Genomic DNA, 20,789 nt, shown 5'->3' with positions numbered 1-20,789 from the left:
CGTCGGTTGTGCGGTCTACTCCTCGCCGCTCACTGAACCGCCGTCTGCCACGGCGGCACCCTTCCGGTCGCGCACCTCTCGGATGTTCTCGATCCCCATCTTCACCAGCGAGAGTGCCAGGCCGATGAGGACGAGCGCGAGGACGATCTGGACCGCCGCGGACATCTGTGCCGCGATGGTCGCACCACCCTCACCCCACTGCCCCTGGATGAACTTCGTGTAGAGGTTCTGGTAGAGTGCCAGCCAGAACAGGCCGAGCACGGTGATGGTGGTCATGATGGCCATCGGCAGGCCGGTCGAGATGAGCTGTTTCGAGTCATCCCAGTTGGCCAGCCAGACGGTCGCGGTGAGCAGTGCGAGTGCGGCGAGCAGCTGGTTCGCACCGCCGAACAGCTGCCAGAGCGTCAGCCACGACCCCGAGGTGATGAGGATGTACGCCGGGACCGCCTGGATGACCGGGTTCCAGTAGCGGTTCGTGGCGGTCTCCTGCACGGAGGTCTCCGGGACGCCGACGATTTCCTCCATCATGTAGCGGCCGAGACGCACGGCCGTGTCGGTGGAGGTGAGCAGGAAGCTCACGAGCACGAGCGCCATGAACGGCCCGCCGAAGCTCGTCGGGATGCCGAAGGAGGTGAGGATGATCCCACCGCCCGTGGCGAAGTTCGGGAGCGCGCGGCCGATACCGCCACCCGCGGTGACGCCCGCGACGGCGAGCGTCGAGAGGGCGACGATGGCGAGCAGCCCCTCACCGAGCATGCCACCGTAGCCGATGGCACGGGCGTCGGACTCCTTGTTGAGCTGTTTCGAGGTCGTCCCCGAGGAGACGAGCGAGTGGAAGCCCGAGATGGTCCCACACGCGATGGTGATGAACAGCAGCGGGAACAGCGGCGAGATGCCGGTGGTGCCCCAGAAGCCGTTGAACGCACCGATGTTCACGACGAGCGGCTGGGCGGACGTGCCCAGCAGCGTGCCGACGATGATGGCGACGAGCGCGCCGCCGACCCCCGAGTAGAGGAGGAACGACGACAGGTAGTCACGCGGCTGGAGCAGCATCCACACGGGAAGCGCGGACGCGGCGGCCGCGTAGACCATGATGATGGGAATCCAGGCGGCGGTGTTCGCGCCGAGCGCGGACGCGCCGGGGATCCACGAGCCGCCCGACATGAGGACGAGCGTCCCTGCGGGGTAGTCACCCGGGAACAGCGCCAGCGGGTACTGGATGCCGATCCAGACGCTGACGAAGACGGCGGCGACGAACGCGACCGTCCCGACACCGAACGGCAGGTTGAGCTGGTACAGATAGATGCCGAAGAGGAAGGCGAGCCCGATGTACAGGAAGCTCGTCGTCGCGGCCTGTGGGAACGCGTTGAACACGATGGCCACCACGAGGGCGAACACCGCGACGACCAGGATGATGGTCAGGAACGCGAACCACAGCAGCATGTTCTTGCCGCGTTCGCCGACGTACTCGCCGACGATGTAGCCCACCGACTTCCCTTCGTGTCGAAGGCTCGCGGAGAGCGAGACGAAGTCGTGGACCGCGCCCATCAGGGGGTTCCCGATGGCGATCCACAGCAGCGCGGGGACCCAGCCCCACACCACACCGGCCGTGATGGGCCCGACGATGGGGGCCCCGCCGGCAATGCTCGAATAGTGGTGTCCGAGCAGCACTGGTTTCTTCGCGGGTACGTACTCCTGTCCGTCTTCGTACTTGTGCGCTGGCGTCTCGCGTTCATCATCCAGTTCCACGAACTGGGAGAGGTACTTGGAGTAGCCAAGATACCCGATGGTGAACAGGACGAGCACAGCCAGCACAAGCCAGATTACCTGTACCATGGTGATGTGCCTCAACCGTGCGCTAGGCCATGTCATGCATAAATGCTAGGGTTTCATACGTGACTTATGAGATACAGAAGACCCGCGAAGTTTTCCGCTATCCGGGCGTACGGGCCGTTCAGCCCGCTACCGCTATGTCACGTCGATGTCTAGTTCCGCTGCCACGTCCTCGAGGAGGCTGCCTTTCACCTCTCGCACGCGAGTCTCGATGGCGGCGACGAGCGGTTCGTCGAACTCCTCCTCGATAGTCTCGACCCGCTCCGTCTCGGTGGCGACCCGGTCGCGGAGGAACCGCGCGCCACGCCCGTTCTCGTCGTCGTCGGGCGACGGGGTGAGGCGGTTGACGACGAGGCCGGCCACGTCGAGGTCGTACTCCGCGAGCGACGCCACCGCGCGGGCCGTCTCGCGGATGGAGAGCTGGTCCGGGTTCATCACGAGGAAGAACGCGGCGTCGGATTGCAGCACGTCGCCGGCGAACTCGAACCGCTCCTTCCTCGTCTTGAGCCGCTGGATGATGGGGTCCTGTTCGGCCTTCCGTCTCGCGGAGCGCTCCCCGATGGCGGCCTTCTCGTAGAGGTCGATGGAGGTCGCGCGCTTCTCGATGAGTCGCTCGATCCACCCCTCGAGCAGGCCGGGCAGCGAGAGCAGGCGCAGGGTCCCGCCGGTCGGCGAGGTGTCGAAGACGACGCGGTCGTAGTCGGCCTCGCGCATCACGTCGATGAACCGGTCGAACAGCGCGGCCTCGTGCGCGCCGGGGGTCCGGTGGGCGAGCTCGATCTGCCGGTCGATCTCGTTGACCATCGCGGGCGAGACCTGATCGGAGAGGGCGCGTTTGGTCTCCATCAGGTGCTCGTCGACCTCCTCCTGGGGGTCGATCTCCATCGCGTAGAGGTTCTCGTGGCCCTCGACGGGTGCGGGATCGTCGGTGAACTGCTGGTCGAACACGTCCGAGGTGGAGTGGGCGGGGTCCGTCGAGACGATGAGCGTGGAGAGCCCCTCCCGGGCGCATTTGAGCGCGTAGGCGGAGGAGACGGTCGTTTTACCGACGCCCCCCTTGCCGCCGAAGAAGACGAACCGCTCCATCAGAAGTGGTACTGTTCGCCTTTGCGTTCGATGAGCGAGCCGCGGTCCCACATCCGGCGCTCCCACTGGCCGAACTCCTCGGCCATGAACGGGAGTAGCTCGGAGGTGTAGTAGGAGACCGGGGAGGGGACGCCGAGCGCGTCAGTGAAGCAAGCGAGCAGGAAGAGGTCGTCCGTGTCCTCCGCCTCTTTCTCGATGAGCTCGAAGGCGGGGTGCTCTATCATGCCGTGATACAGCCCGTGGTACCACTCCTTCAGGCTGGCGATGAAGTCGGATATCCGGTCGGCTAGTGACATATGGTGTGCGTTGTCGTCCAGCAATGAAAGCGTGTCGTCAGCGCGCCTGTCGGCGGGTTAACAGGCACAGCCGGTGGAGCCGGGCGAGCGCTCGAACTCCATCTCGTCGCCGCACTCCGGACAGGCGGGCGGCCCCTCACCGGGCACGTCGAGGTCCAGGAGGCGCTCCGAGCAGTCGTGACACCAGTAGGCACCCTTCGATTCGTTCGTGCTGGTCCCGCGGTTCGTCGACGAGGAGGACGCCGCGAGCACGTCCTTCACCGTGTTGAGCAGTCCCATACGTGGCGGTCCCGGGCGAACGACATAAACGCTCACGGGGGTGTGCGCGTGTGGCGCACAGTCTCTCAGCGTCGCCTACCGCACGAACAGCGGGAGCGCGAGGAGCGCGAGCACGCCCACGAGGATGAGCGCGCCGTAGAAGAGGCGCTTGATGCGCTCGCCCGGCTCGACGATGCTCGCCCGCTCGGGGTGGTAGGCCCAGACGTAGTGGTGGTACGCGGCGGCGGTGAGGAGGGCGGTGATACCGCCACAGACGACGAGCGCGAGTGGGAGCGGGAGCCCGAGCGTCAGCAGATACGGGGGGCCGTAGCTGAAGACGACCAGGAACCCGAACGCGGCGGCGACGAGGAAGGGGACGGGGTCGACGTGCGTCCCCTCGTGGTTCCTGAACTCCATGTGTAACACGTTGGCACGGGGCCACCTAAAGGATGTCCGTACAATTAAGCCGAATCGGGCAATACCGCCCTCAATGGCTTCCGATGGCGACATTCGCGTGCTGTTGGTGCTGGATTTCCTCCTCTCGTTCGTGTTCGTCTACGCCCTGCTGAAGGGGCTCGCGTTCATCGACGTGCTGGCGTTCTCGTGGAACACGGCGGCGATGGCGACCGCGTTCCTGGGCTTTCTCACCTACCTCATCGTGCTTCGCTAACACCCGAACGGCCGTCTCGTGCGTTTTAAGGCCTCGGCGGTCGCCGTTTCGGGAAATGACCATCGAGGACCGAGACGACGCGTACGTCGTGGGGCACGCGCTGGCGAAACACACCCTGAGCCACCTCCGCTCCGTCAACACGGAGCAGGTCTCCTTCCGCAAGGGCCTGGTAAAACTCGGGCGCATCTGCGGCTACGAGATCATCGACGGGATGATGGAGACGGAGTTCGTCTCCATCACGACCCCGCTCGCGGAGACGACCGGCGAGCGCGTGAAGGGGCTCGACGACGTGGTCATCATCAACGTCCTCCGCGCCGCGACCCCGTTCGTCGAGGGGCTGTTGAAGGCGTTCCCCCGCGCGAAACAGGGCGTCATCTCCGCGGGTCGCAACGAGGAGGCCGGGATGAACGAGGCCGGCGAGTTCCCCATCACCGTCGACTACGTCAAACTCCCCGAGATCAAGGACGACGACACCGTCATCGTCGCGGACCCGATGCTCGCGACGGGGTCGACGATGGTCACCGTCCTGGAGGAGGTGCTGCAGGCCGGCTCCCCGGAGCGACTGGTCGTCCTCTCGGCGGTGGCGGCCCCGCCGGGGCTCGTCCGCGTGCAGGAGGCGTACCCCGAGGTGGACGTGCTCACCGTCTCTATCGACGAGCGGCTGGACGACGACGGCTACATCGTCCCCGGGCTCGGCGACGCCGGCGACCGCGCGTTCCGAACGAAGTAACGTCTGAACGCGCCCGCGTTCCGTCGTCTTCAGTTACCCTCTCGGCTCGCTATCTCTCCGCCTACTCCCCGCGTAGCGCCCGCTTCGACCGGTACTCACCGCGAAATTCCCGTTCAGTTTCATTCTCAGAAACCTTACGGCATTTCTTGTACCAGACTCGACAGCGCTCATGTGTGTCTTTCTCTCTCACTCGGGTGTTTCAATCGACGAACACTCCCGAAAACATGCTTGCAAACCGATACCAGTATATAGCGTTCGGAACAACACTGTGATGTATGACGCCCGATCTCGATCGTCGTCGGTTCATTGAGGCAACGGGCCTCGCAGGTATCGCCGCACTTGCCGGCTGTACGGGTGGCGGTGGCAGTACGGAGACACGCATCTCCTGGCACGCTGGAGGGACCGGGGGGACCTACTTCCCGCTCTCTAACGAGTTCAAGACCATCGTCGAGGAGAACACGGATTTCACGCTGCAGGTGCAGTCGACCGGTGCGTCCGTCGAGAACGTCGGGTCGCTCCAGTCGGGCGACGCCGACTTCGCGCTCATCCAGAACGACGTGGCGTTCTACGCGAAGAACGGTGAGGGTATCGAGGCGTTCAAGGGTAACCCCGTGAAGAACCTCCGCGGTGTCGCCACGCTCTACCCCGAGACCATCACCATCGTCACGCTCGCGGACACGGGTATCGAGACGCCCGCGGACCTCGAGGGTGCGACCATCAACACCGGTGACCTCGGCTCGGGCACGCAGGTCAACGCCGTCCAGATTCTCGAGGCGCTCGGCATATCCGAGTACACCGAGCAGAACGCCGGCTTCTCGACCGCCGCGGACCAGCTGAAGAACGGCGACATCGACGCCGCGTTCGTCGTCGGCGGCTGGCCGGTCGGCGCCATCGCGGACCTCGCCAACACGAACGACGTGGAGATCGTCGAGATCAAGGGCGACAACCGGCAGGCGGTCCTCGACGCCGCGCCGTTCTTCGCCACCGACACCATCCCGGGTGGCACCTACGAGGGTATCGACAGCAAGCGCGAGACCGTCTCCGTGCAGGCGATGATCGCCACGCGCGCCGAGATGGAAGCCGACACCGTCGAGCAGATCTCGGCCGCCATCTTCGACAACACGGACGACCTCACCATCAAGACGGACTTCATCACGAAGGCCTCCGCCCAGGACGGCATGTCCATCGAACTCCACGAGGGCGCACAGGCCTACTTCGGCTGAGGTCGACGACCACCTCCCCTTATGCCCCGACTCGACCGCCCACTCCGTGGCCTGCTAGCCGTCGCCCTCGTCGTCGCCGCGCTCGCCGGGACGGGCGCGGCGGTGCCGGGCGAGCGCGTCCTCGTCGTCGAGGACGCCGACACCGGCGAACGGTTAGCGACGGTGCCCGTCGAGGAGGGGACCACGGTGAACCTCTCGTACACCCACAGCGTCGAGAAGACGCCCGTACACGACATCTACACCGTGCGGGGGACGACCCTCGACAACACGAAGATGCGGTTCAAATCCTACGGGTGGGGGCTGCCGGCCCGTGAGGACGTGCGACGGGCGGGTGGCTATTTCGTCTTCGACCCCAATCGGAGCTACGAGGAGTTCTACGTGAAAGCCGGGCGCGTTGCGGGCCACCGGCTCACCGTGGGCGACCGGCGCATCGACCTCGTCGCCCTGTCGAACGCCAGCAGCGTCAGAATCGCCGTCGAGCGTCGGTCCGCGCTCGCAACAGCCATTTCGAAGCTATGACCGAGACCGAACCAGACCAACTGTCGGAGGAAGAACAGCAGGAGCTACTGAAGGAGCTCGAACGGAAGCGTTCGCTCCGGGGGACCGCTGCGGTGGCCGTCTCCGCCGTCGCGATCCTCTTTTCGGCGTTCCAGACGTGGCTCGCCGCGAAGGGCATCGTCTTCGCCGTCACCGTCCCGTTCGTCGGACGGGTCGGCATCGAGTCGCTCCAGACGCTCCAGATACGCGCCATCCACGTCGCCTTCGCGCTGGTACTGGCGTTCATGCTGTTCCCGCCATCCACCGGGGACGGCTTCGTCGCCAGACGGCTGCAGGCGGTCCCGCCCGCGGTCCGCGAGCGGTTCGGTGACTCCCCCGTCACGTCCGTCGTGGAGGCGCTCGCCGACGCGGTCCGGTGGTTCGCCGGCGACCCGGAGGGTGAGCGTATCACGCCGCTCGACGGCGTCCTCTCGCTTTTCGCCGTCCTCTCGGCGTTCTACTTCCTCACGGAGTTGGACGAGATCATCAACGTCGTCCGGTCGCTCGGACTGAACAACGCCCGGACGGTGGGTGAGGTGTACCCGATCCTCGCGCCGCTGGAGGCGCTTCCGATCCTGGGGGAGAGCAGCTGGGCCTACCTGCTGGGACTCGTCGGCGTCCTCCTCGTGCTGGAGGCGACCCGGCGCACCCTCGGCTTCTACCTGATGACCATCGTCTCCTCGTTCATCGTCTACGCGAAGTACGGGTGGCTCATCGACCCCGCCACCCCGTTCATCGGCGTCCTCTCGATCACGGACACCTCGTGGGCCATCATCATCCGTGACCTCTGGTACAACACCTCCAACGGGGTGTTCGGGATCCCCGTCGGCGTCTCAGTCGATTTCATCTTCATCTTCATCCTGTTCGGCGCGTTCCTGGAGATGTCCGGGGCCGGCAAGTGGTTCATCGACCTCGCCTACGCCGCGACCGGTAAACGGCGTGGTGGCCCCGCCAAAGCCAGCATTCTCGCCTCCGGGTTCATGGGGACCATCTCGGGCTCCTCCATCGCGAACACCGTCACCACGGGCGCGTTCACCATCCCGCTGATGAAGCGCTCGGGCTACCGTCCCTCCTTTGCTGGTGCGGTGGAGGCCTCGGCCTCCTCGGGTGGCCAGATTCTCCCGCCCGTGATGGGTGCGGCGGCGTTCCTCATCGTCGAGTACACGCTCACGCCCTACGCGGACGTGATTCTCGCGGCCGCCATCCCCGCCGTCGTCTTCTTCTTCGGCGTCTGGGTGATGGTCCACCTCGAGGCCTCTCGTCTGGATATCGGGGCCGTCGAGGGGATCGAGACCGTCACCATCCGGGAGCACATGAAACGCGGGTGGTTCTACCTCGTCCCCATCGGGCTCCTGCTCTACTATCTCATCATCGAGGTGCTGTCGGTGGCCCGTGCGGCGTGGTACACCCTGTTCGCCATCACGGCGCTCATCGCGCTCGTGGCGGCGTACAACGAGGACACCCGCGGCCCCCTCGTCGGGAGCATCGCGGGGCTCGCGCTGCTGGATTTCGCCGCCCACCTGCTCACCGGCGCGGGCCTCGTCGGGGCCGTTCTCGGGCAGGGAACCGGGGCGATGAGCCCCGAGGCGGCCCTGCTCGCCACTGCCGGCGGCATCGGCTGGATCATCCTCGGCGTCTCCGTCGCCGTGATGCTCGCCCGGCCGAGTATCGACCCGCCGCTTCTGGAGTACGACGACCAGGTGGACGACTCCGCGGAGACCGTCGCCGACTCGCTCGACCGGCGGGCGCTCGCGGACCGCGCGCCGTTCCGCTTTCTCACCTTCATCCTGAAGTCGATGGACTCCGGGGCGCGCACGGCCACCACCGTCGTCATCGCCGTCGCCGCCGCGGGGATCATCCCCGGCGTCATCTCGGCGTCCGGCCTGGGCCCGAACCTCACGGCGCTCATCCTGAACGTCGCGGGCGGGTCGCTGGTGCTCCTCTTGGTCATCACGGCCATCTCCAGTATCATCCTCGGGATGGGGATGCCCACCACCGTGACGTACATCATCCTCGTCTCGATGCTGGGGCCCGCCATCTCCGAGTTCGGAATCCCCATCCTCGCGGCCCACCTGTTCATCCTCTACTTCGGGGTCATCGCCGACATCACCCCGCCGGTGGCGGTCGCGGCCTACGCCGCCTCGGGCGTCGCCAAATCCGACCCGTTCGAGACGGGGATCGAGGCGTTCTCCCTGTCGCTCAACAAGGCCATCGTCCCGTTCGCGTTCGTCCTCACGCCCGGCATCCTCCTGATTCGGGGAACCGGGACGGGTGAGGAGGTGCGCGTGTTGAACGCCACCGACTTCGCGGACCTCGGGTTCCTGATCCCCGAGGTCGTCATCCCCGTCGTCGGGGTGTTCGTCGGCGTCGTCGCGCTCGGCGCGACGGTCATCGGCTACCTCTACACCGACATCGGCCGCAACGAGCGCGCGGGCTTCTCGCTCGCCGCGCTCCTGCTCATCGCTCCGGGGCTGCTGCTCTCGCCCGTCGGTATGAACACGGTGGAACTCGACCTCGCCGCGCGTGCGGCGGGGGCGCTGCTGTTCGCGGCGCTCGTCGTCCTGAACCGGTCGCGGTCGTCGGGGACGGCCACCGCGGCACCGGCCTGACGGCCTCGGCTCCCTCCCCCTACTCGATCTCTATCCGGCCGTTCGTCGCCGACCGGAGCCTGTCGCGCAGTCCCTCGGCGTCGGCGGTCGGCACCCGAACCTCGAAGCTGACCGTCGCGTCGTAAGCGGCCTCGAACGCGACGCCCTGACTCTCGAGGATGCCGCGGACCGTCCCCGAATCGTCGTACTCGACCTCGGCGACGAACCGCTCGTGAGGGACCTCGGTGACGACGCCCGCTTCCGCGATCGCGTCCTTCACCGACTTCGAGTACGCCCGAACCAGGCCCCCGACGCCGAGGTTCGTCCCGCCGTAATACCTGGTGACGACGACGGCGACGTTCTCCAGCTCCCGGCCCTGCAGGACGTTCAACATGGGCTTGCCGGCGCTCCCGGAGGGTTCGCCGTCGTCGTTGGAGTACTCGCGGAGCATCCCTCCTCCAAGCGACCCGTCGCCAACGCGGACCCGGTAGGCGGGGACGTTGTGGGTCGCGTCGGCGTACTCGGCTTCGACCTCCGCGATGAACGCCTCTGCGTCGTCGACGGTCTCGACGGGGCGCGCGTGGCCGATGAACTCAGAGCCCTGCACGACGAAGCGCGTTCGCGCGGGGCCGGCGAGGGTGCGGTACTCCGTGGTCACGCCCGACACCTCGCCAGCCTGCGGGATACAGTTTTCGAGCCGTGGGTGGGTTTCATATCCGTCGGCGCTGAGGATTCAGAGCATGACGCACTCTACAGGGGACGCCATCCTCGACGGCCTCGTCGGGGGTGGGGTTCCGACCGAGGGGACGCTGCTCGTCCGGGGGTCCTCCGGGACGGGCCGGTCGCGGCTCGCTACCGGCGCGCTCGCGGCCGGCGACTGGTACGTCTCTGTCGGGCCGCCCGACCGGCGACGGCGCGAGGCGCTCCCGGGCGACGTGACGACGGTCGTCGTCTCCCCGACGGCCGACGGGCTGGCCGTCGAGGTCGGCGACGACAGCACGGAGACGACCCTCGCGGGGCTGGCCGGGACGCTGGCCGACGTGGCCGGCGCGGTTCCCGACCGGGTCGTCCTCGACGGTGTGGAGGGCCTCGGCGACGCGGGCGGCGGGGTCGTCCGGCTCTGTAGCGCGCTGGAGGCGGCGGGTGCGGCCTGTCTCGTGACGGCTGCGGGCGACGCGCCCGCGCTCACCCACCACGCGGCGGCCGTCGTCGAGTGCTGGCAGGACCCCGTCGGGGGTGACTTCCAGCGGTTCCTTCGCGTCGAGAAGGCGCCGACGGACCTCGACAGTCGGCGTTACCGACTCGCGCTCTCGGCGACCGACGCGGGCCTGGTCCCCCGGTCGACGGCGTCCGAGCACGAGACGCTCGCCACCGATATCGAGGGGTTCGACGAGCTGGTCGGCGGGTTCGTCCGCGACGGGGTCACCGTCTTCGAACACGACGCGCGGACGAGCCACTGGCCGTTCACCGCGTCGGTCTGTGCGCACGTCCTCGAACGCGGTGCGCGCGTGGTCTGTGTCACGGCCCCCGGCGTCGTCGCCGGCCGGGTGAACGACCTGCTCGCCTCGCGCATCGGGAGCGTCCAGCAGCTGATGAAGAACGACCAGTTCTACCTGCTGGATACGGTCTCACAGGACCGCGAGACGGGGATGCTCTCGGGGTTCCCGAAACGGAACGTCATCCTCCAGTCGGAGACGGGGAGCCTCCAGGAGTCGATCCGGTCGCTCGTCGACCGGCTGGCCGGTCGCCCGACGTTCGCCGTCCTCGAACTCTCCGCCGTCCTCCACCACGTCTCGCCGGCGCAGGCCCGCCAGATGTTCTACTGGGCCTCGGCGAACGTCATCGCGCTCCCCGGGTTCTCCGCGGCCATCACCGTCGACCGCAGCGTCGCGGGCGACCGCGTGGCCGACTTCTTCACGAGCGAGGCGGACACGGCGTTCAAGACGTGGCGCGGCGAGGAGGGGCTCGACTTCTTCACCGTCGAGAAGGGGCCCTCGGACGCGGTGGGGCGCTCGCGCGTCGTGGAGCCGCTCGCCGAGCCGCCGTTCGTCCGGCTCCGCTGATCACGCCGCTCGCTATTCGAGCTCGATCTTCCGGACGAACGGGAGCGCCTTGAGCTCGTTCAGCAGGTCGCCGGGGAGGTCCGCGTCCGTGATGATGTAGAGACAGGGGTCGTCCGTGAACTCCGGGTCCTGTGAGATGGTCTGGCGGATGGAGATGCCGCGTTCGGCGATGAGGCCGGTCACCTGCGCGACGATGCCGGACTCGTCGGCGTCGGCGACGCGCACGGTGAGCACCGTCAGGTCCAGCACGGGCGCGAGGTCCATCAGCGACGGGATCGCGGAGATGTTCTGGAAGATGCGCCGGAGCTCCGGGTCGTCGAGGATGGCGTCGGTGGTCGCGTCCACCACGCGCCGGTCGACCCCGATCTCGCGGGCGATCCCCGTGTTGGGGATCTCGATGCCGCCCGAGACGACGCGCCCCTCGTCGTTGACGGAGAACCCCCGTTCGAGGAGGAGACGGATGACCGCCTGCTGGGACGGCGAGTCCGCGAACTTCTCCATGATTTCGTCGAACATACCCCGTGGGTCGTGGGGGCACGGGAAAACGGTTCCGAGGCCCCCCGCGAGCGCCCGATGGCGTTTTCACCCGGCCCGCCGAACCCCCGGCCATGCGCGAGGTACGCACCTGTGACTTCTGTGGCGCGGACGGCCGCGGCGTCTACGAGGTACTCCCCCCCGAGATCGACGGTGGCCGGCGGATGGTCCTCTGTCCGCCCTGCAAGGACACGCTGGCCGACGTCGTCGCCCCCCTGCTCGACCGGCTGAACGAGGACGCGGAGGTCGCGCACACCCGTGCGGCGGAGCGCGTTCGCGCGGACGCGGACGCCCGCTCGACCGAGCGCCGCCGCGAGCGCGCGGCGACACGCGAGGCCCCCGCGACCGGGGACGGCGACCACGAGATGGAGACCGAAGCGGCGGCGGTCGATACCCCGGCGGAGTCGGTCGAGGCGGACGAGACGGAGCCTGAAGACGGGGAGGCAGAGACCGAGGACGAGAACGAAGAGCCGAGCCCCGCGAGCGAGACCATCGCGCGGGAGGCCGCCGTCCCGCCGGCCTACCGGAAGGTCGTGCGGTTCCTCCGGAACCGGGAGTTCCCGATGGACAGGACGGAGGCCGAAGCGCTGGCCGCGGGCGCGTACGACCTCGACGACGAGGTCGTCCACCGCATCGTCGAACACGCCATCGCCGAGGGGCGGTTTTCGAGCGACGGCGACACCCTCACCCGCTAGAGCGTCCCCTTCGTCGAGGGGGTGTCGGAGCGCCGGTCGTCGATGCGCGTCGCGTCGTCGAGCGCCCGCGCCGCCGACTTGAACAGCGCCTCGATCTCGTGGTGGGCGTTCTCTCCCTCGATGGCGGCGTGGAGCGTGACCCGCGCGTTGAGCGCGAACGACTCGAAGAAGTGCCGCGCCATGTCGCTCGTGAACTCCCCGACGGAGGGCTGGGAGAACTCACCCGACCACTGGAAGTAGGGTCGTCCCGAGATGTCGAGCACCACGTCGCCGACGGCCTCGTCGAGGGGCACCCGGCGGTCCGCGTACCGGACGATACCGCGCTTGTCGCCCACGGCCTCTAAGAAGGCCTCCCCGAGCGTGATGCCCACGTCCTCGACGGTGTGGTGGTCGTCGATGGCGAGGTCGCCGTCACAGCGGACCGTGAGGTCGAACAGCCCGTGTTTCGCGAGCGCGGTCAGCATGTGGTCGAAGAAGCCGACGCCCGTGTCGATGGTGGCGTCCCCGTCCCCGTCGAGATCGAGGACGACCTCGATCTCCGTCTCGCCGGTTTCGCGTGTGACCGCCGCAGTTCGATCGCTCATACTCTTCGTTTTGAGGAGTCGTGGTATGTCGTTTGCGTCTCTGTGTGAGGTTTTGTCGTGGTTCGTTCGGCGTCGTGAGGGCGACAACTGGTGACACCACTTCGAAAGCCCCTGCTTGCTGCTGTGCCGCAGTGACAGCCGTGAACACCACTTCGAAAGCCCCTGCTTGCTGCTGTGCCGCAGTGACAGCCGTGAACACCACTTCGAAAGCCCCCGGACGCTCGCCGCCTGCGACTCGCTGCGCTCCTCGTTCCCTCCGGTCACTGCGGTGCTTGCGTCGTCTCGGCTGGCGAGCGCCCGGCCCCTTTCAGTCCCACCCGGCGTGACTGATTGGCAGTCGTCGCTGGTGGATGATTCACCGAGCGCAAGCTGGTGGCTGTGTCACCGAGCGTCGCCGGGGTGGAACTATCATCGCGTGGGCTGACGGCTCTTCTATGAGCAAGATCAGCGAGGGGAACCTCGAGTGGTCGGACAGCGAAATGGGGCTTCGGCGCAAGCAGTTGGGGGAGGCCGCGGGGTCGGAGCAGCTGGGGTGTAGCCTCTACGAGCTCCCGCCGGGCGAACGGTCGTGGCCGTACCACTACCACACGGCGAACGAGGAGGCCATCTACGTGCTGGCGGGGGAGGGGCTGCTTCGCCTCGCGGGGGCGGAACACGCCCTGCGTGCGGGGGACTACGTCGCCCTGCCGGCGGACGAGTCGGGAGCCCACCGCGTGGTCAACGACTCCGATGGGGTGCTCCGATATCTCGCGGTCTCGACGATGAACGAGCCGGACGTGACGGTGTACCCCGACAGCGACAAGCTCGGGGTGTTCGTCGGGTCGCCACCGGGTGGGCGGGACCCGCGGAGCCTCCACGGCTACTATCGCCGGGAGGACGCGGTGGACTACTGGGAGGACGAGGAGGAGTAGAACGCTACTCGACGGGCCGAAGCTCCGCCGAGAAGTGCCGGAGCTCCGGAATCGGCGGTTCGCTCACGATTTCGAGCCCCACGTACTCGTCGGCCTGCTCGGCCACCCGGGCCGCGGTTTCCGCGACGTGTTCGAGGTGTTCACGCCAGTACGTTCGCCGGGGGATGGCGAGCCGGACGAACTCCGGATGCTCGGCGCCGGGGAAGGCGAACGAGCCGAGTTCCACGGCTCGGACCCCGCCTTCGCGGTACAGCTCCACGACGAGCCGCTGGCCGGGGAACGCCTCGGAGGGGATGTGGGGGAGAAGCGCCGCGGCGTCGATGTAGACCGCGTGGCCGCCCGTGGGCCGGACGATGGGGATGCCGGCGTCGGTGAGGAGCTCGCCGAGCGTGGCGACCTGTTCGACGCGCTCCGCGACGTAGGGGGGGTCGACGGCCTCGCGCAGGCCGACGGCCATCGCCTCCAGATCGCGGCCGGCGAGGCCGCCGTAGGTGGTAAAGCCCTCGTAGAGGATGGCGCGCTGTTTGCACGCGGCGAACAGGTCGGGGTCGCGCACGCCGACGAACCCCCCGATGTTGACGAGCGCGTCCTTCTTCCCGCTCATGGTGCAGGCGTCGGCCAGCTCGAACTGCTCGCGGGCGATGTCGGCGAGCGGGGTGTCCGCGTACTCGGGTTCCCGCGACTTGATGAAGTGGGCGTTCTCCGCGAAGCGGCAGGCGTCGATGACGAACGTGGCGTCGATCTCGTCGGCGAAGACGGCCGTCTCGCGGATGTTCTGCATGCTCACGGGCTGGCCCGCGGCGGAGTTGTTGGTGATGGTGAGGATGACGACGGGGACCGTGTCGGGACCGTGCTCCTCGACCACGGCCCGGGCTTTCTCCACGTCGAAGTTCCCGGCGAAGTCGCCGGCGTCGCCGTCCCACGGGGCGTCGACGGGGCAGTCGACGGCCTGCGCGCCCTGGTGGGCGACGTGCGCGCGGGTGGTGTCGAAGTGGGTGTTGTTGAGCGCGATCTCTCCTTCTTCGAGGAGGGTGCCGTAGAGGACGTTCTCCGCACCGCGGCCCTGGTGGGTGGGAATCACCCGCGAGAAACCCATCACGTCCTCGACCGACTGCTGGAGCCGCTCGAAGGAGCGCGAGCCGGCGTACGCCTCGTCGCCGCGGATCATGGCGGCCCACTGCGCGTCGCTCATCGTTCCGGTCCCCGAGTCGGTGAGGAGGTCGACGTACACGTCACGCGAGGCGAGGTTGAAGACGTTGTAGCCCGCGGCCTCGAGGTTCCGGGCGCGGGTTTCACGGGAGGGGAGGCGGATGGGTTCGACCATCTTCGCCTTGTACGATCGCATACCCGAGAGAGGGGCGAAATCCCGAAAAAGCTCCCGCGACAGCCCCGTACGCGAGTGTACGGACCTGCGCGCGGATGTGCGTCCCTGCGCCTAGATGTCGAGCGCCTCTTCGAGGGTGAACGCGCCCTCGTAGAGTGCCGTGCCGACGACGACGGCCGCGGCGCCCGTCTCCTGCAGCGCCCGCACGTCGTCGAGCGTCGCGACCCCGCCGGAGGCGACGACGGGGATGTCGACGGCCTCGACGAGCCGTTCGACGGGAGCCGTGCGGACGCCCTCGAGCTGTCCCTCCACGTCCACATCGGTAAAGAGGATGGCGGCAGCCCCGAGCTCCTCGTAGCGCACGGCGGCCTCCGGGGCGTCGAGGCCCGTCCCCTCCGTCCACCCGGAGACGACGACCTCTCCCCCTTTGGAATCGAGACTCACCATCACGCCGTCGGGGTATTCTTCCGCGATTTCGGCGACGATCTCGGGGTTCTCGACGGCCGCGGTCCCGAGGATGACCCGGTCGACGCCCTGGTCTAAGATGTCGAGGGCGTCCGCAGCGGTGCGGATCCCCCCACCGAGCTGCACGTCCACGTCCACCGCGTCGAGGATGGCGTCGACGGCCTCGCGGTTCACGCGCTCCCCCTCGAAGGCCCCGTCGAGGTCGACGAGATGGAGGGTCCGCGCGCCCGCATCGACCCACTTGCGGGCCGCGTCGACGGGCTCGCCGTACTCCTTGCCGGTGCCGCGCTCGCCGCCGACGAGCTGGACGACCTGGCCGTCCTGCATGTCCACGGCGGGGACGACGAATCGTTCGAACATACTCGAGCGTGGGGGATATCGGCGCGTAAACCCATCGACACTCCCTCGGTATCGACAGTGTCGTTTATACGCGCTCGGTTCGTCGCTCCGGATGTGTTGAGTCTGCTCCTCCTCGTCGGCCTGTTAGTCGCCGTCTTCGTCGGCTTCAACATCGGCGGTTCCTCGACGGGCGTGGCGTTCGGCCCCGCCGTCGGCAGCGGGACGCTCTCGAAACTCGCCGCCGCGGGGCTGATGAGCGTCTTCGCCATCCTCGGGGGCTGGACCGTCGGCCGGAACGTCATCCGGACGATGGGCGGCGAGATCGTCCCCGCCGCGGAGTTCACCCTCGTCGCGAGCGTGGTCATCCTCTTTTTCGTCGGCTTCGCGCTGCTCATCTCCAATCTGTTCGGCGTCCCCGCCTCCACCTCGATGACCGCGGTGGGTGCTATCGCCGGCCTCGGCGTCGCCACCGGCACCCTCCGATGGGGCGTGATGGGCCGGATCGTCGTCTGGTGGCTCGTCGCCCCCATCATCGCGTTCTGGCTCTGTGCCGTCGTCGGTCGCTATCTCTACCCGTATCTCGACGCCGGCTTCGCGCTCGACGGCACCCCTCGGCGCGAACTCGTCTCGAAGGCGCTCGTCGTCGTCATCGGCTGTTACATGGCCTTCTCCGCGGGCGCGTCGAACGTCGCGAACGCCGTCGCCCCGCTCGTCGCGGGCGGTACCGGTCCCCTCACGGTCGAGCAGGGCGTGCTTCTGGGCGGCGGTGCCATCGCGCTCGGGGCGTTCACCATCGCCCGGCGCACCCTCGATACGGTCGGCAACGACCTCACCGACCTCCCCCTGCTCGCGGCGCTCATCGTCGAGGTCGTCTCCGCCTCGCTCATCACCGGACTCTCGTACATAGGGATTCCCGCCTCGCTCGCCGTCTCGGCGACGATGTGCATCATCGGGCTCGGCTGGGGCCGGGCGACGCGGACGACCCGGCTCTCCGACGCCGCGAGCGCCGCCGTCTCCGGAAAGGGCCCGGAGGTCACGGTCGACGCGCTCGCGACGGACGGCGACGGGGAGGCGACCCGGTCCGTCTCGGACGTCCCCCGCATCGGCGAGGAGGGGCCGGCGGACGTCGTCAGCACGGACCTGTTCAACCCGACGACCACCGGGCGCGTGATGATCATGTGGATCCTCACCCCCTCCATCGCCGCCATCGCGTCGTACGGTGTTTTCGCGTTCGCCATCTAATGTAAACGGTCTTACACGAGGTTTAGGCCCCACAAAAAGGCGAGATTTAACATACTGGGGGGAGAATCGGTCTGTTGATGCCCACGGTAACCTACCTCAACTACGAAGTACTAGGCGACAACGGCTGGGACCTCGACGACGACGATCTCTTCGAGAAGGCCGGTGACGCCGGACTCGACGCCGAGGACTTCGGTACCCTCGACGTCAACGAGGGCGAGTACATCCTCGAGGCCGCGGAGGCACAGGGCTACGACTGGCCCTTCAGCTGCCGCGCCGGTGCGTGTGCGAACTGCGCCGCCATCGTCAAAGAGGGCGACATCGAGATGGACATGCAGCAGATCCTCTCCGACGAGGAGGTCAACGACAAGAACGTCCGTCTCACCTGCATCGGCTCGCCCGCGGCCGACGAGGTCAAACTCGTCTACAACGCGAAGCACCTGGACTACCTCCAGAACCGCGTCATCTAAGTTTCGCTGACTCGCGAAACGTTAGACGCGGCAATCTCCTTTCATTATCACTCTCGCCGAGCCGATACTGGGTAGTCGTTTCTCGATCGGTCCCTGCGGTCGTTTTGGGTCGTCAACACACTGCCGAGACTGGTGGTTCTGTACTCACCGCGTGCGTGGATCAGACGATCGGCTCGACCACGACGTGTTCCTGGGCGAGCCGCGGGCTCTTTGAGCGCCCATCCGTGTCGAACGCCACGATACCGTGCTCGGCGAGCAGCCCGAGATCGCGGCTCACTTGCCCCTTGTCCCGGCCCAGCTCGCGGGCGAGCCCCCGGACGGAGTCGTACTCCCCGTGCCCGAGGACTTCGATGATCTCCTTGCGGCGTGGGGTGAGGACTTCGTCAGCCTGCTCGAGGGAGATGACATGCACCCCCGTCATACCCCCGCGGGCTAGCGCCCTGGCCATCTCAGCTCGTCGTTCACGGCGCTCCTCGGGGCTAGTGCGGCTATCTGAAGTTATGCTCGACATTCTGACTTCCTCCTTACCGTTGTGTATCAACCACAACGGTATAAAACTTCCGAGAAGCCAGTATTCTGAGACATCAGACGCAAACCACCACCTCAACGGTAACACTACCATACATATCCAAAAATCGAAAGTTTTTTGTTGCAGGAACCCCTCTGTTAGAATGAGGGGACATTCTACGTCTCTGATTCAACAGCAATGACAAGTGACTACGATGGCGCAATCTGACTTTTACTACCAGTACACGGCAACGGAACGCAGGGGCATCAACTACATCATCGGGGTGCGGCTCGATCCCGACGAGAACAACGTCGAATCGTTCGCAGTCATCCTCTTCTTCCGACTCGCCGATGGGACGGACGTCGAGGTGTGTAAGGTGGACAACTCTCCGCACGAGGGCGAGCCCGATATTCACGCTGATCGGTACTACCGAGCGATGGGTGCCGATATCAAGGACTTCAGGATAGATATCGAGAGTTGGCACGAAGCCGAGAACTATCTATCCGAGAACGCTGAACGGTTCGCCGACAAGTATTACGACAACCACGGGGGTGAACCACGAGACGACGGAAAGAACGTCTGAGGAAGACTGCCAACTCGTTGTAAACCACAGGATGGAAGCAGTCCGAGCGGAGAAATGAAAACATCGAACAGCTGTATGATGGCCTGAATCCAACAGAGAGTGCCTGATACTTCAGCAGAGCAATCCGAACCTGGCGGTATTCCTTTAACTATTCCTGGCTACAACACAGGTAAATGGAGGGAGGGACGCTACAGCGTTCCCAGTATTCTACTGCGCGCAACGCCGATGAGGGACGACTCTTTCATTCTGAGCTCTTACCCCATTCGGAAACGCTGGCTCGACATCGAGCCACGCGTGTAGCAATCTCGCGCGTATCCCTGCGGCAGTTCACGCAGACAGAAAACTCGAGTAACAACTATGACATCAGATGATGAGCCCGATTCTGGGCACGAAAGCAACTTAGAACCAATTCCAGAAGAATTGCAGGATATCTCCATGGAGGATCTCGTCGAGTCTGACTATGAATCAGCCCTACCGACAGGTACAGGCAATGAGGAAGATCATCGGCGGAGGCACCACGATATGTCGGCATTCAATCAACCAGGAAGAACCCGACACGACGACAGTATCAACGCCTCATCCGATGATCCGGGCGGAAGCCCGCACGAAGACGCGTACAGTGCGGGCTACGACAGTCCGATGGCTACGCGCATTGGGGACGAAGGAGACGGCGACGATGACGCAGAGCGTCTTCGGCGACTACACGATGGGCGACATCACTCCGATGGCGACCTCCCGACCCGACAGAGCGAGTGGGACAAGACACGTATCGCGGAGGCCATCTGCTCAGACCTCCCGTTGGCGAAACACGAACGGGAGAAGGTTATTAGCGTCGTTGAAACCCTCGATTTCTCCAGATTCGGCCAGCAGAAGGGGCTCGAAGGAGTTACTTTGGGGGTCGTTGCAGTCGTGGTGGACGAACACCACCGCCAACATGAAGACGTGGCTGGGGATATCGTGTCGTTCACCGACGAGTACAGGCAGATCTGCTCCTCTCTCGACGTGTCGATGAGTGACCTGGGCACGATCAAGGAGCTCGTCCGCGAAGCCCTGGTCGAAGGAGACGCAACGATTGGGCGACGAGAACCTCGTCGAGACCCCAACCTGCCCGAACCGACTCCTATGGAGGAGTACCCCCGAAAGTACTGGGACAACCGCGGCCCCGAATACTGGGTTAGCCGAGCGAAGGGCTGGTCAAAGCTCCCAGACGAGTTCAAGGAAGCTACTCCAGACGATTATCGTCAGCTCGTTCAGAACCTGCGGCGGTGGGAACCATGGGAAGAAACCGAGAGCGAGCCGGCACAAGATGAAGCCCCAACTCCCAGTGCGCCAGAAGACGTCGAGGATACCCTCGACGATCTCGAGGCAGAGTTGGACTTAGACGAGGAGATCGAAATGGAAGCAGAGCAGCTCCTCGACGAGCTCGAAGACGAACAGACAGAGTAACACCAGCAGATAGCCCGATGATTCTGACAGCGATCCCACCTTCGGCAGCCGTGCTTGTGGCGTTCGGGGTGTTCGCCCTCTTCACATTATTGGCGTTCGCCCTGGCCTACGCGAAACGAGACGTCCACATCAGCATCACCTTTCTCGAGGTTCGCCGATAGCGTCACCCCAATTGAAGTAGCCTGAACGCAGGGCCGAAGGTTGGGCCAGTAGAGACATCTATAGCGTTTTAATTGGTGCCAATTTATGTGTTACATGCCAACAAACCACTTGATAAGCTGTATAAACAACTGGCATTCCTCCTCTACTATTTCGTCGAGCCCCGCTTGCCAGCGAATCCGGGCTGATGGGCACGCCTGTGTGTCAGAGCCGCCACCCAGTTCCCCGTACACTCGCTGCGGAATCAG

General features: G+C 66.0%; 23 protein-coding genes. 12 read left to right on the top strand and 11 right to left on the bottom strand.

Annotated features, from left to right (window positions below; genetic code table 11):
• Window positions 1-15 precede the first annotated feature (15 nt).
• From ACQUQR_RS11515 to ACQUQR_RS11495, 5 genes are all read right to left on the bottom strand, one after another.
• On the bottom strand, window positions 16-1,836 hold the full coding sequence (locus tag ACQUQR_RS11515) for a carbon starvation CstA family protein (protein ID WP_435196626.1): 1,821 nt from the start codon (window positions 1,834-1,836) through the stop codon (window positions 16-18).
• A gap of 132 nt (window positions 1,837-1,968) precedes the next feature.
• Complete coding sequence (locus ACQUQR_RS11510; protein WP_435196625.1) at window positions 1,969-2,919, bottom strand: ArsA family ATPase; 951 nt, start codon at window positions 2,917-2,919, stop codon at window positions 1,969-1,971.
• Window positions 2,919-3,215 carry a hypothetical protein gene (locus tag ACQUQR_RS11505; protein WP_435196624.1) on the bottom strand — a complete coding sequence of 99 codons (297 nt, stop codon included), beginning with the start codon at window positions 3,213-3,215 and terminating at the stop codon, window positions 2,919-2,921. The genes ACQUQR_RS11510 and ACQUQR_RS11505 overlap by 1 nt, the downstream gene beginning before the upstream one ends.
• A 57-nt stretch (window positions 3,216-3,272) precedes the next feature.
• Entirely contained in the window at window positions 3,273-3,494 is a 222-nt protein-coding gene (locus ACQUQR_RS11500; RefSeq protein WP_435196623.1) for a hypothetical protein, read from the bottom strand.
• Between the two features lie 75 nt (window positions 3,495-3,569).
• Entirely contained in the window at window positions 3,570-3,890 is a 321-nt protein-coding gene (locus ACQUQR_RS11495) for a hypothetical protein (RefSeq protein WP_435196622.1), read from the bottom strand.
• Window positions 3,891-3,963: 73 nt separating this feature from the next.
• On the opposite strand from ACQUQR_RS11495, the gene ACQUQR_RS11490 reads away from it, so the two are divergent.
• From ACQUQR_RS11490 to ACQUQR_RS11470, 5 genes are all read left to right on the top strand, one after another.
• Window positions 3,964-4,143 (top strand): hypothetical protein, encoded by a 180-nt coding sequence (locus ACQUQR_RS11490; protein ID WP_435196621.1) that lies wholly within the window; start codon window positions 3,964-3,966, stop codon window positions 4,141-4,143.
• Window positions 4,144-4,198: 55 nt separating this feature from the next.
• A complete protein-coding gene (gene upp, locus ACQUQR_RS11485) occupies window positions 4,199-4,873 on the top strand; it encodes a uracil phosphoribosyltransferase (protein WP_435196620.1) in 675 nt (224 codons plus the stop codon).
• A 275-nt stretch (window positions 4,874-5,148) separates the two neighbouring features.
• On the top strand, window positions 5,149-6,096 hold the full coding sequence (locus ACQUQR_RS11480) for a TAXI family TRAP transporter solute-binding subunit (RefSeq protein ID WP_435196619.1): 948 nt from the start codon (window positions 5,149-5,151) through the stop codon (window positions 6,094-6,096).
• Window positions 6,097-6,117: 21 nt separating this feature from the next.
• Window positions 6,118-6,615: a DUF1850 domain-containing protein gene (locus tag ACQUQR_RS11475; protein ID WP_435196618.1), complete on the top strand. Its 498-nt coding sequence runs from the start codon at window positions 6,118-6,120 to the stop codon at window positions 6,613-6,615.
• Window positions 6,612-9,242, top strand: coding sequence for a TRAP transporter permease (locus ACQUQR_RS11470; protein ID WP_435196617.1), 2,631 nt, complete (start codon window positions 6,612-6,614; stop codon window positions 9,240-9,242). Before ACQUQR_RS11475 ends, ACQUQR_RS11470 begins: the two co-directional genes overlap by 4 nt.
• A 19-nt stretch (window positions 9,243-9,261) precedes the next feature.
• On the opposite strand, the gene ACQUQR_RS11465 is transcribed toward ACQUQR_RS11470, so the two are convergent.
• Window positions 9,262-9,879 (bottom strand): IMPACT family protein, encoded by a 618-nt coding sequence (locus ACQUQR_RS11465; RefSeq protein WP_435196616.1) that lies wholly within the window; start codon window positions 9,877-9,879, stop codon window positions 9,262-9,264.
• Between the two features lie 82 nt (window positions 9,880-9,961).
• On the opposite strand from ACQUQR_RS11465, the gene ACQUQR_RS11460 reads away from it, so the two are divergent.
• Window positions 9,962-11,284 (top strand): RAD55 family ATPase, encoded by a 1,323-nt coding sequence (locus ACQUQR_RS11460; RefSeq protein WP_435196615.1) that lies wholly within the window; start codon window positions 9,962-9,964, stop codon window positions 11,282-11,284.
• 12 nt (window positions 11,285-11,296) lie between these two features.
• Here the strand turns inward: ACQUQR_RS11460 and ACQUQR_RS11455 are convergent, their stop codons facing one another.
• Complete coding sequence (locus ACQUQR_RS11455) at window positions 11,297-11,800, bottom strand: amino acid-binding protein (protein WP_435196614.1); 504 nt, start codon at window positions 11,798-11,800, stop codon at window positions 11,297-11,299.
• A 92-nt stretch (window positions 11,801-11,892) separates the two neighbouring features.
• Between ACQUQR_RS11455 and ACQUQR_RS11450 the strand changes: the two genes are divergently transcribed.
• The gene (locus ACQUQR_RS11450) at window positions 11,893-12,513 is read left to right on the top strand and encodes a hypothetical protein (RefSeq protein WP_435196613.1); all 621 of its coding nucleotides are present in this window, start codon (window positions 11,893-11,895) and stop codon (window positions 12,511-12,513) included.
• On the opposite strand, the gene hisB is transcribed toward ACQUQR_RS11450, so the two are convergent.
• The gene (hisB, locus tag ACQUQR_RS11445; protein ID WP_435196612.1) at window positions 12,510-13,097 is read right to left on the bottom strand and encodes an imidazoleglycerol-phosphate dehydratase HisB; all 588 of its coding nucleotides are present in this window, start codon (window positions 13,095-13,097) and stop codon (window positions 12,510-12,512) included. The genes ACQUQR_RS11450 and hisB overlap by 4 nt on opposite strands.
• Window positions 13,098-13,531: 434 nt before the next feature.
• Between hisB and ACQUQR_RS11440 the strand changes: the two genes are divergently transcribed.
• Window positions 13,532-14,008, top strand: coding sequence for a cupin domain-containing protein (locus ACQUQR_RS11440; RefSeq protein WP_435196611.1), 477 nt, complete (start codon window positions 13,532-13,534; stop codon window positions 14,006-14,008).
• 4 nt (window positions 14,009-14,012) lie between these two features.
• On the opposite strand, the gene ACQUQR_RS11435 is transcribed toward ACQUQR_RS11440, so the two are convergent.
• Window positions 14,013-15,353, bottom strand: a complete 1,341-nt coding sequence (locus ACQUQR_RS11435; protein WP_435196610.1) for a tryptophanase — start codon at window positions 15,351-15,353, stop codon at window positions 14,013-14,015.
• 90 nt (window positions 15,354-15,443) lie between these two features.
• Window positions 15,444-16,157, bottom strand: coding sequence for a 1-(5-phosphoribosyl)-5-[(5-phosphoribosylamino)methylideneamino]imidazole-4-carboxamide isomerase (gene hisA / locus ACQUQR_RS11430; protein ID WP_435196609.1), 714 nt, complete (start codon window positions 16,155-16,157; stop codon window positions 15,444-15,446).
• Window positions 16,158-16,250: 93 nt separating this feature from the next.
• On the opposite strand from hisA, the gene ACQUQR_RS11425 reads away from it, so the two are divergent.
• Window positions 16,251-17,378 carry an anion permease gene (locus tag ACQUQR_RS11425; protein ID WP_435196608.1) on the top strand — a complete coding sequence of 376 codons (1,128 nt, stop codon included), beginning with the start codon at window positions 16,251-16,253 and terminating at the stop codon, window positions 17,376-17,378.
• A 77-nt stretch (window positions 17,379-17,455) separates the two neighbouring features.
• Entirely contained in the window at window positions 17,456-17,845 is a 390-nt protein-coding gene (gene fer / locus ACQUQR_RS11420) for a ferredoxin Fer (RefSeq protein WP_435196607.1), read from the top strand.
• Between the two features lie 160 nt (window positions 17,846-18,005).
• Here the strand turns inward: fer and ACQUQR_RS11415 are convergent, their stop codons facing one another.
• Window positions 18,006-18,266: a transcriptional regulator gene (locus ACQUQR_RS11415; RefSeq protein WP_435196606.1), complete on the bottom strand. Its 261-nt coding sequence runs from the start codon at window positions 18,264-18,266 to the stop codon at window positions 18,006-18,008.
• 301 nt (window positions 18,267-18,567) lie between these two features.
• Between ACQUQR_RS11415 and ACQUQR_RS11410 the strand changes: the two genes are divergently transcribed.
• Together ACQUQR_RS11410 and ACQUQR_RS11405 are read left to right on the top strand one after the other, a co-directional pair.
• Entirely contained in the window at window positions 18,568-18,936 is a 369-nt protein-coding gene (locus tag ACQUQR_RS11410; protein WP_435196605.1) for a DUF7718 family protein, read from the top strand.
• A gap of 435 nt (window positions 18,937-19,371) precedes the next feature.
• On the top strand, window positions 19,372-20,382 hold the full coding sequence (locus ACQUQR_RS11405) for a hypothetical protein (RefSeq protein WP_435196604.1): 1,011 nt from the start codon (window positions 19,372-19,374) through the stop codon (window positions 20,380-20,382).
• Window positions 20,383-20,789: the final 407 nt, after the last annotated feature.

The organism is Natronomonas sp. EA1 (genome assembly GCF_051195035.1).
Classification (GTDB): Archaea; Halobacteriota; Halobacteria; order Halobacteriales; family Haloarculaceae; genus JBNTJV01.
Note: the sequence above shows the minus strand (reverse complement) of the source record. Positions and strands in the feature narration are given on the sequence as shown.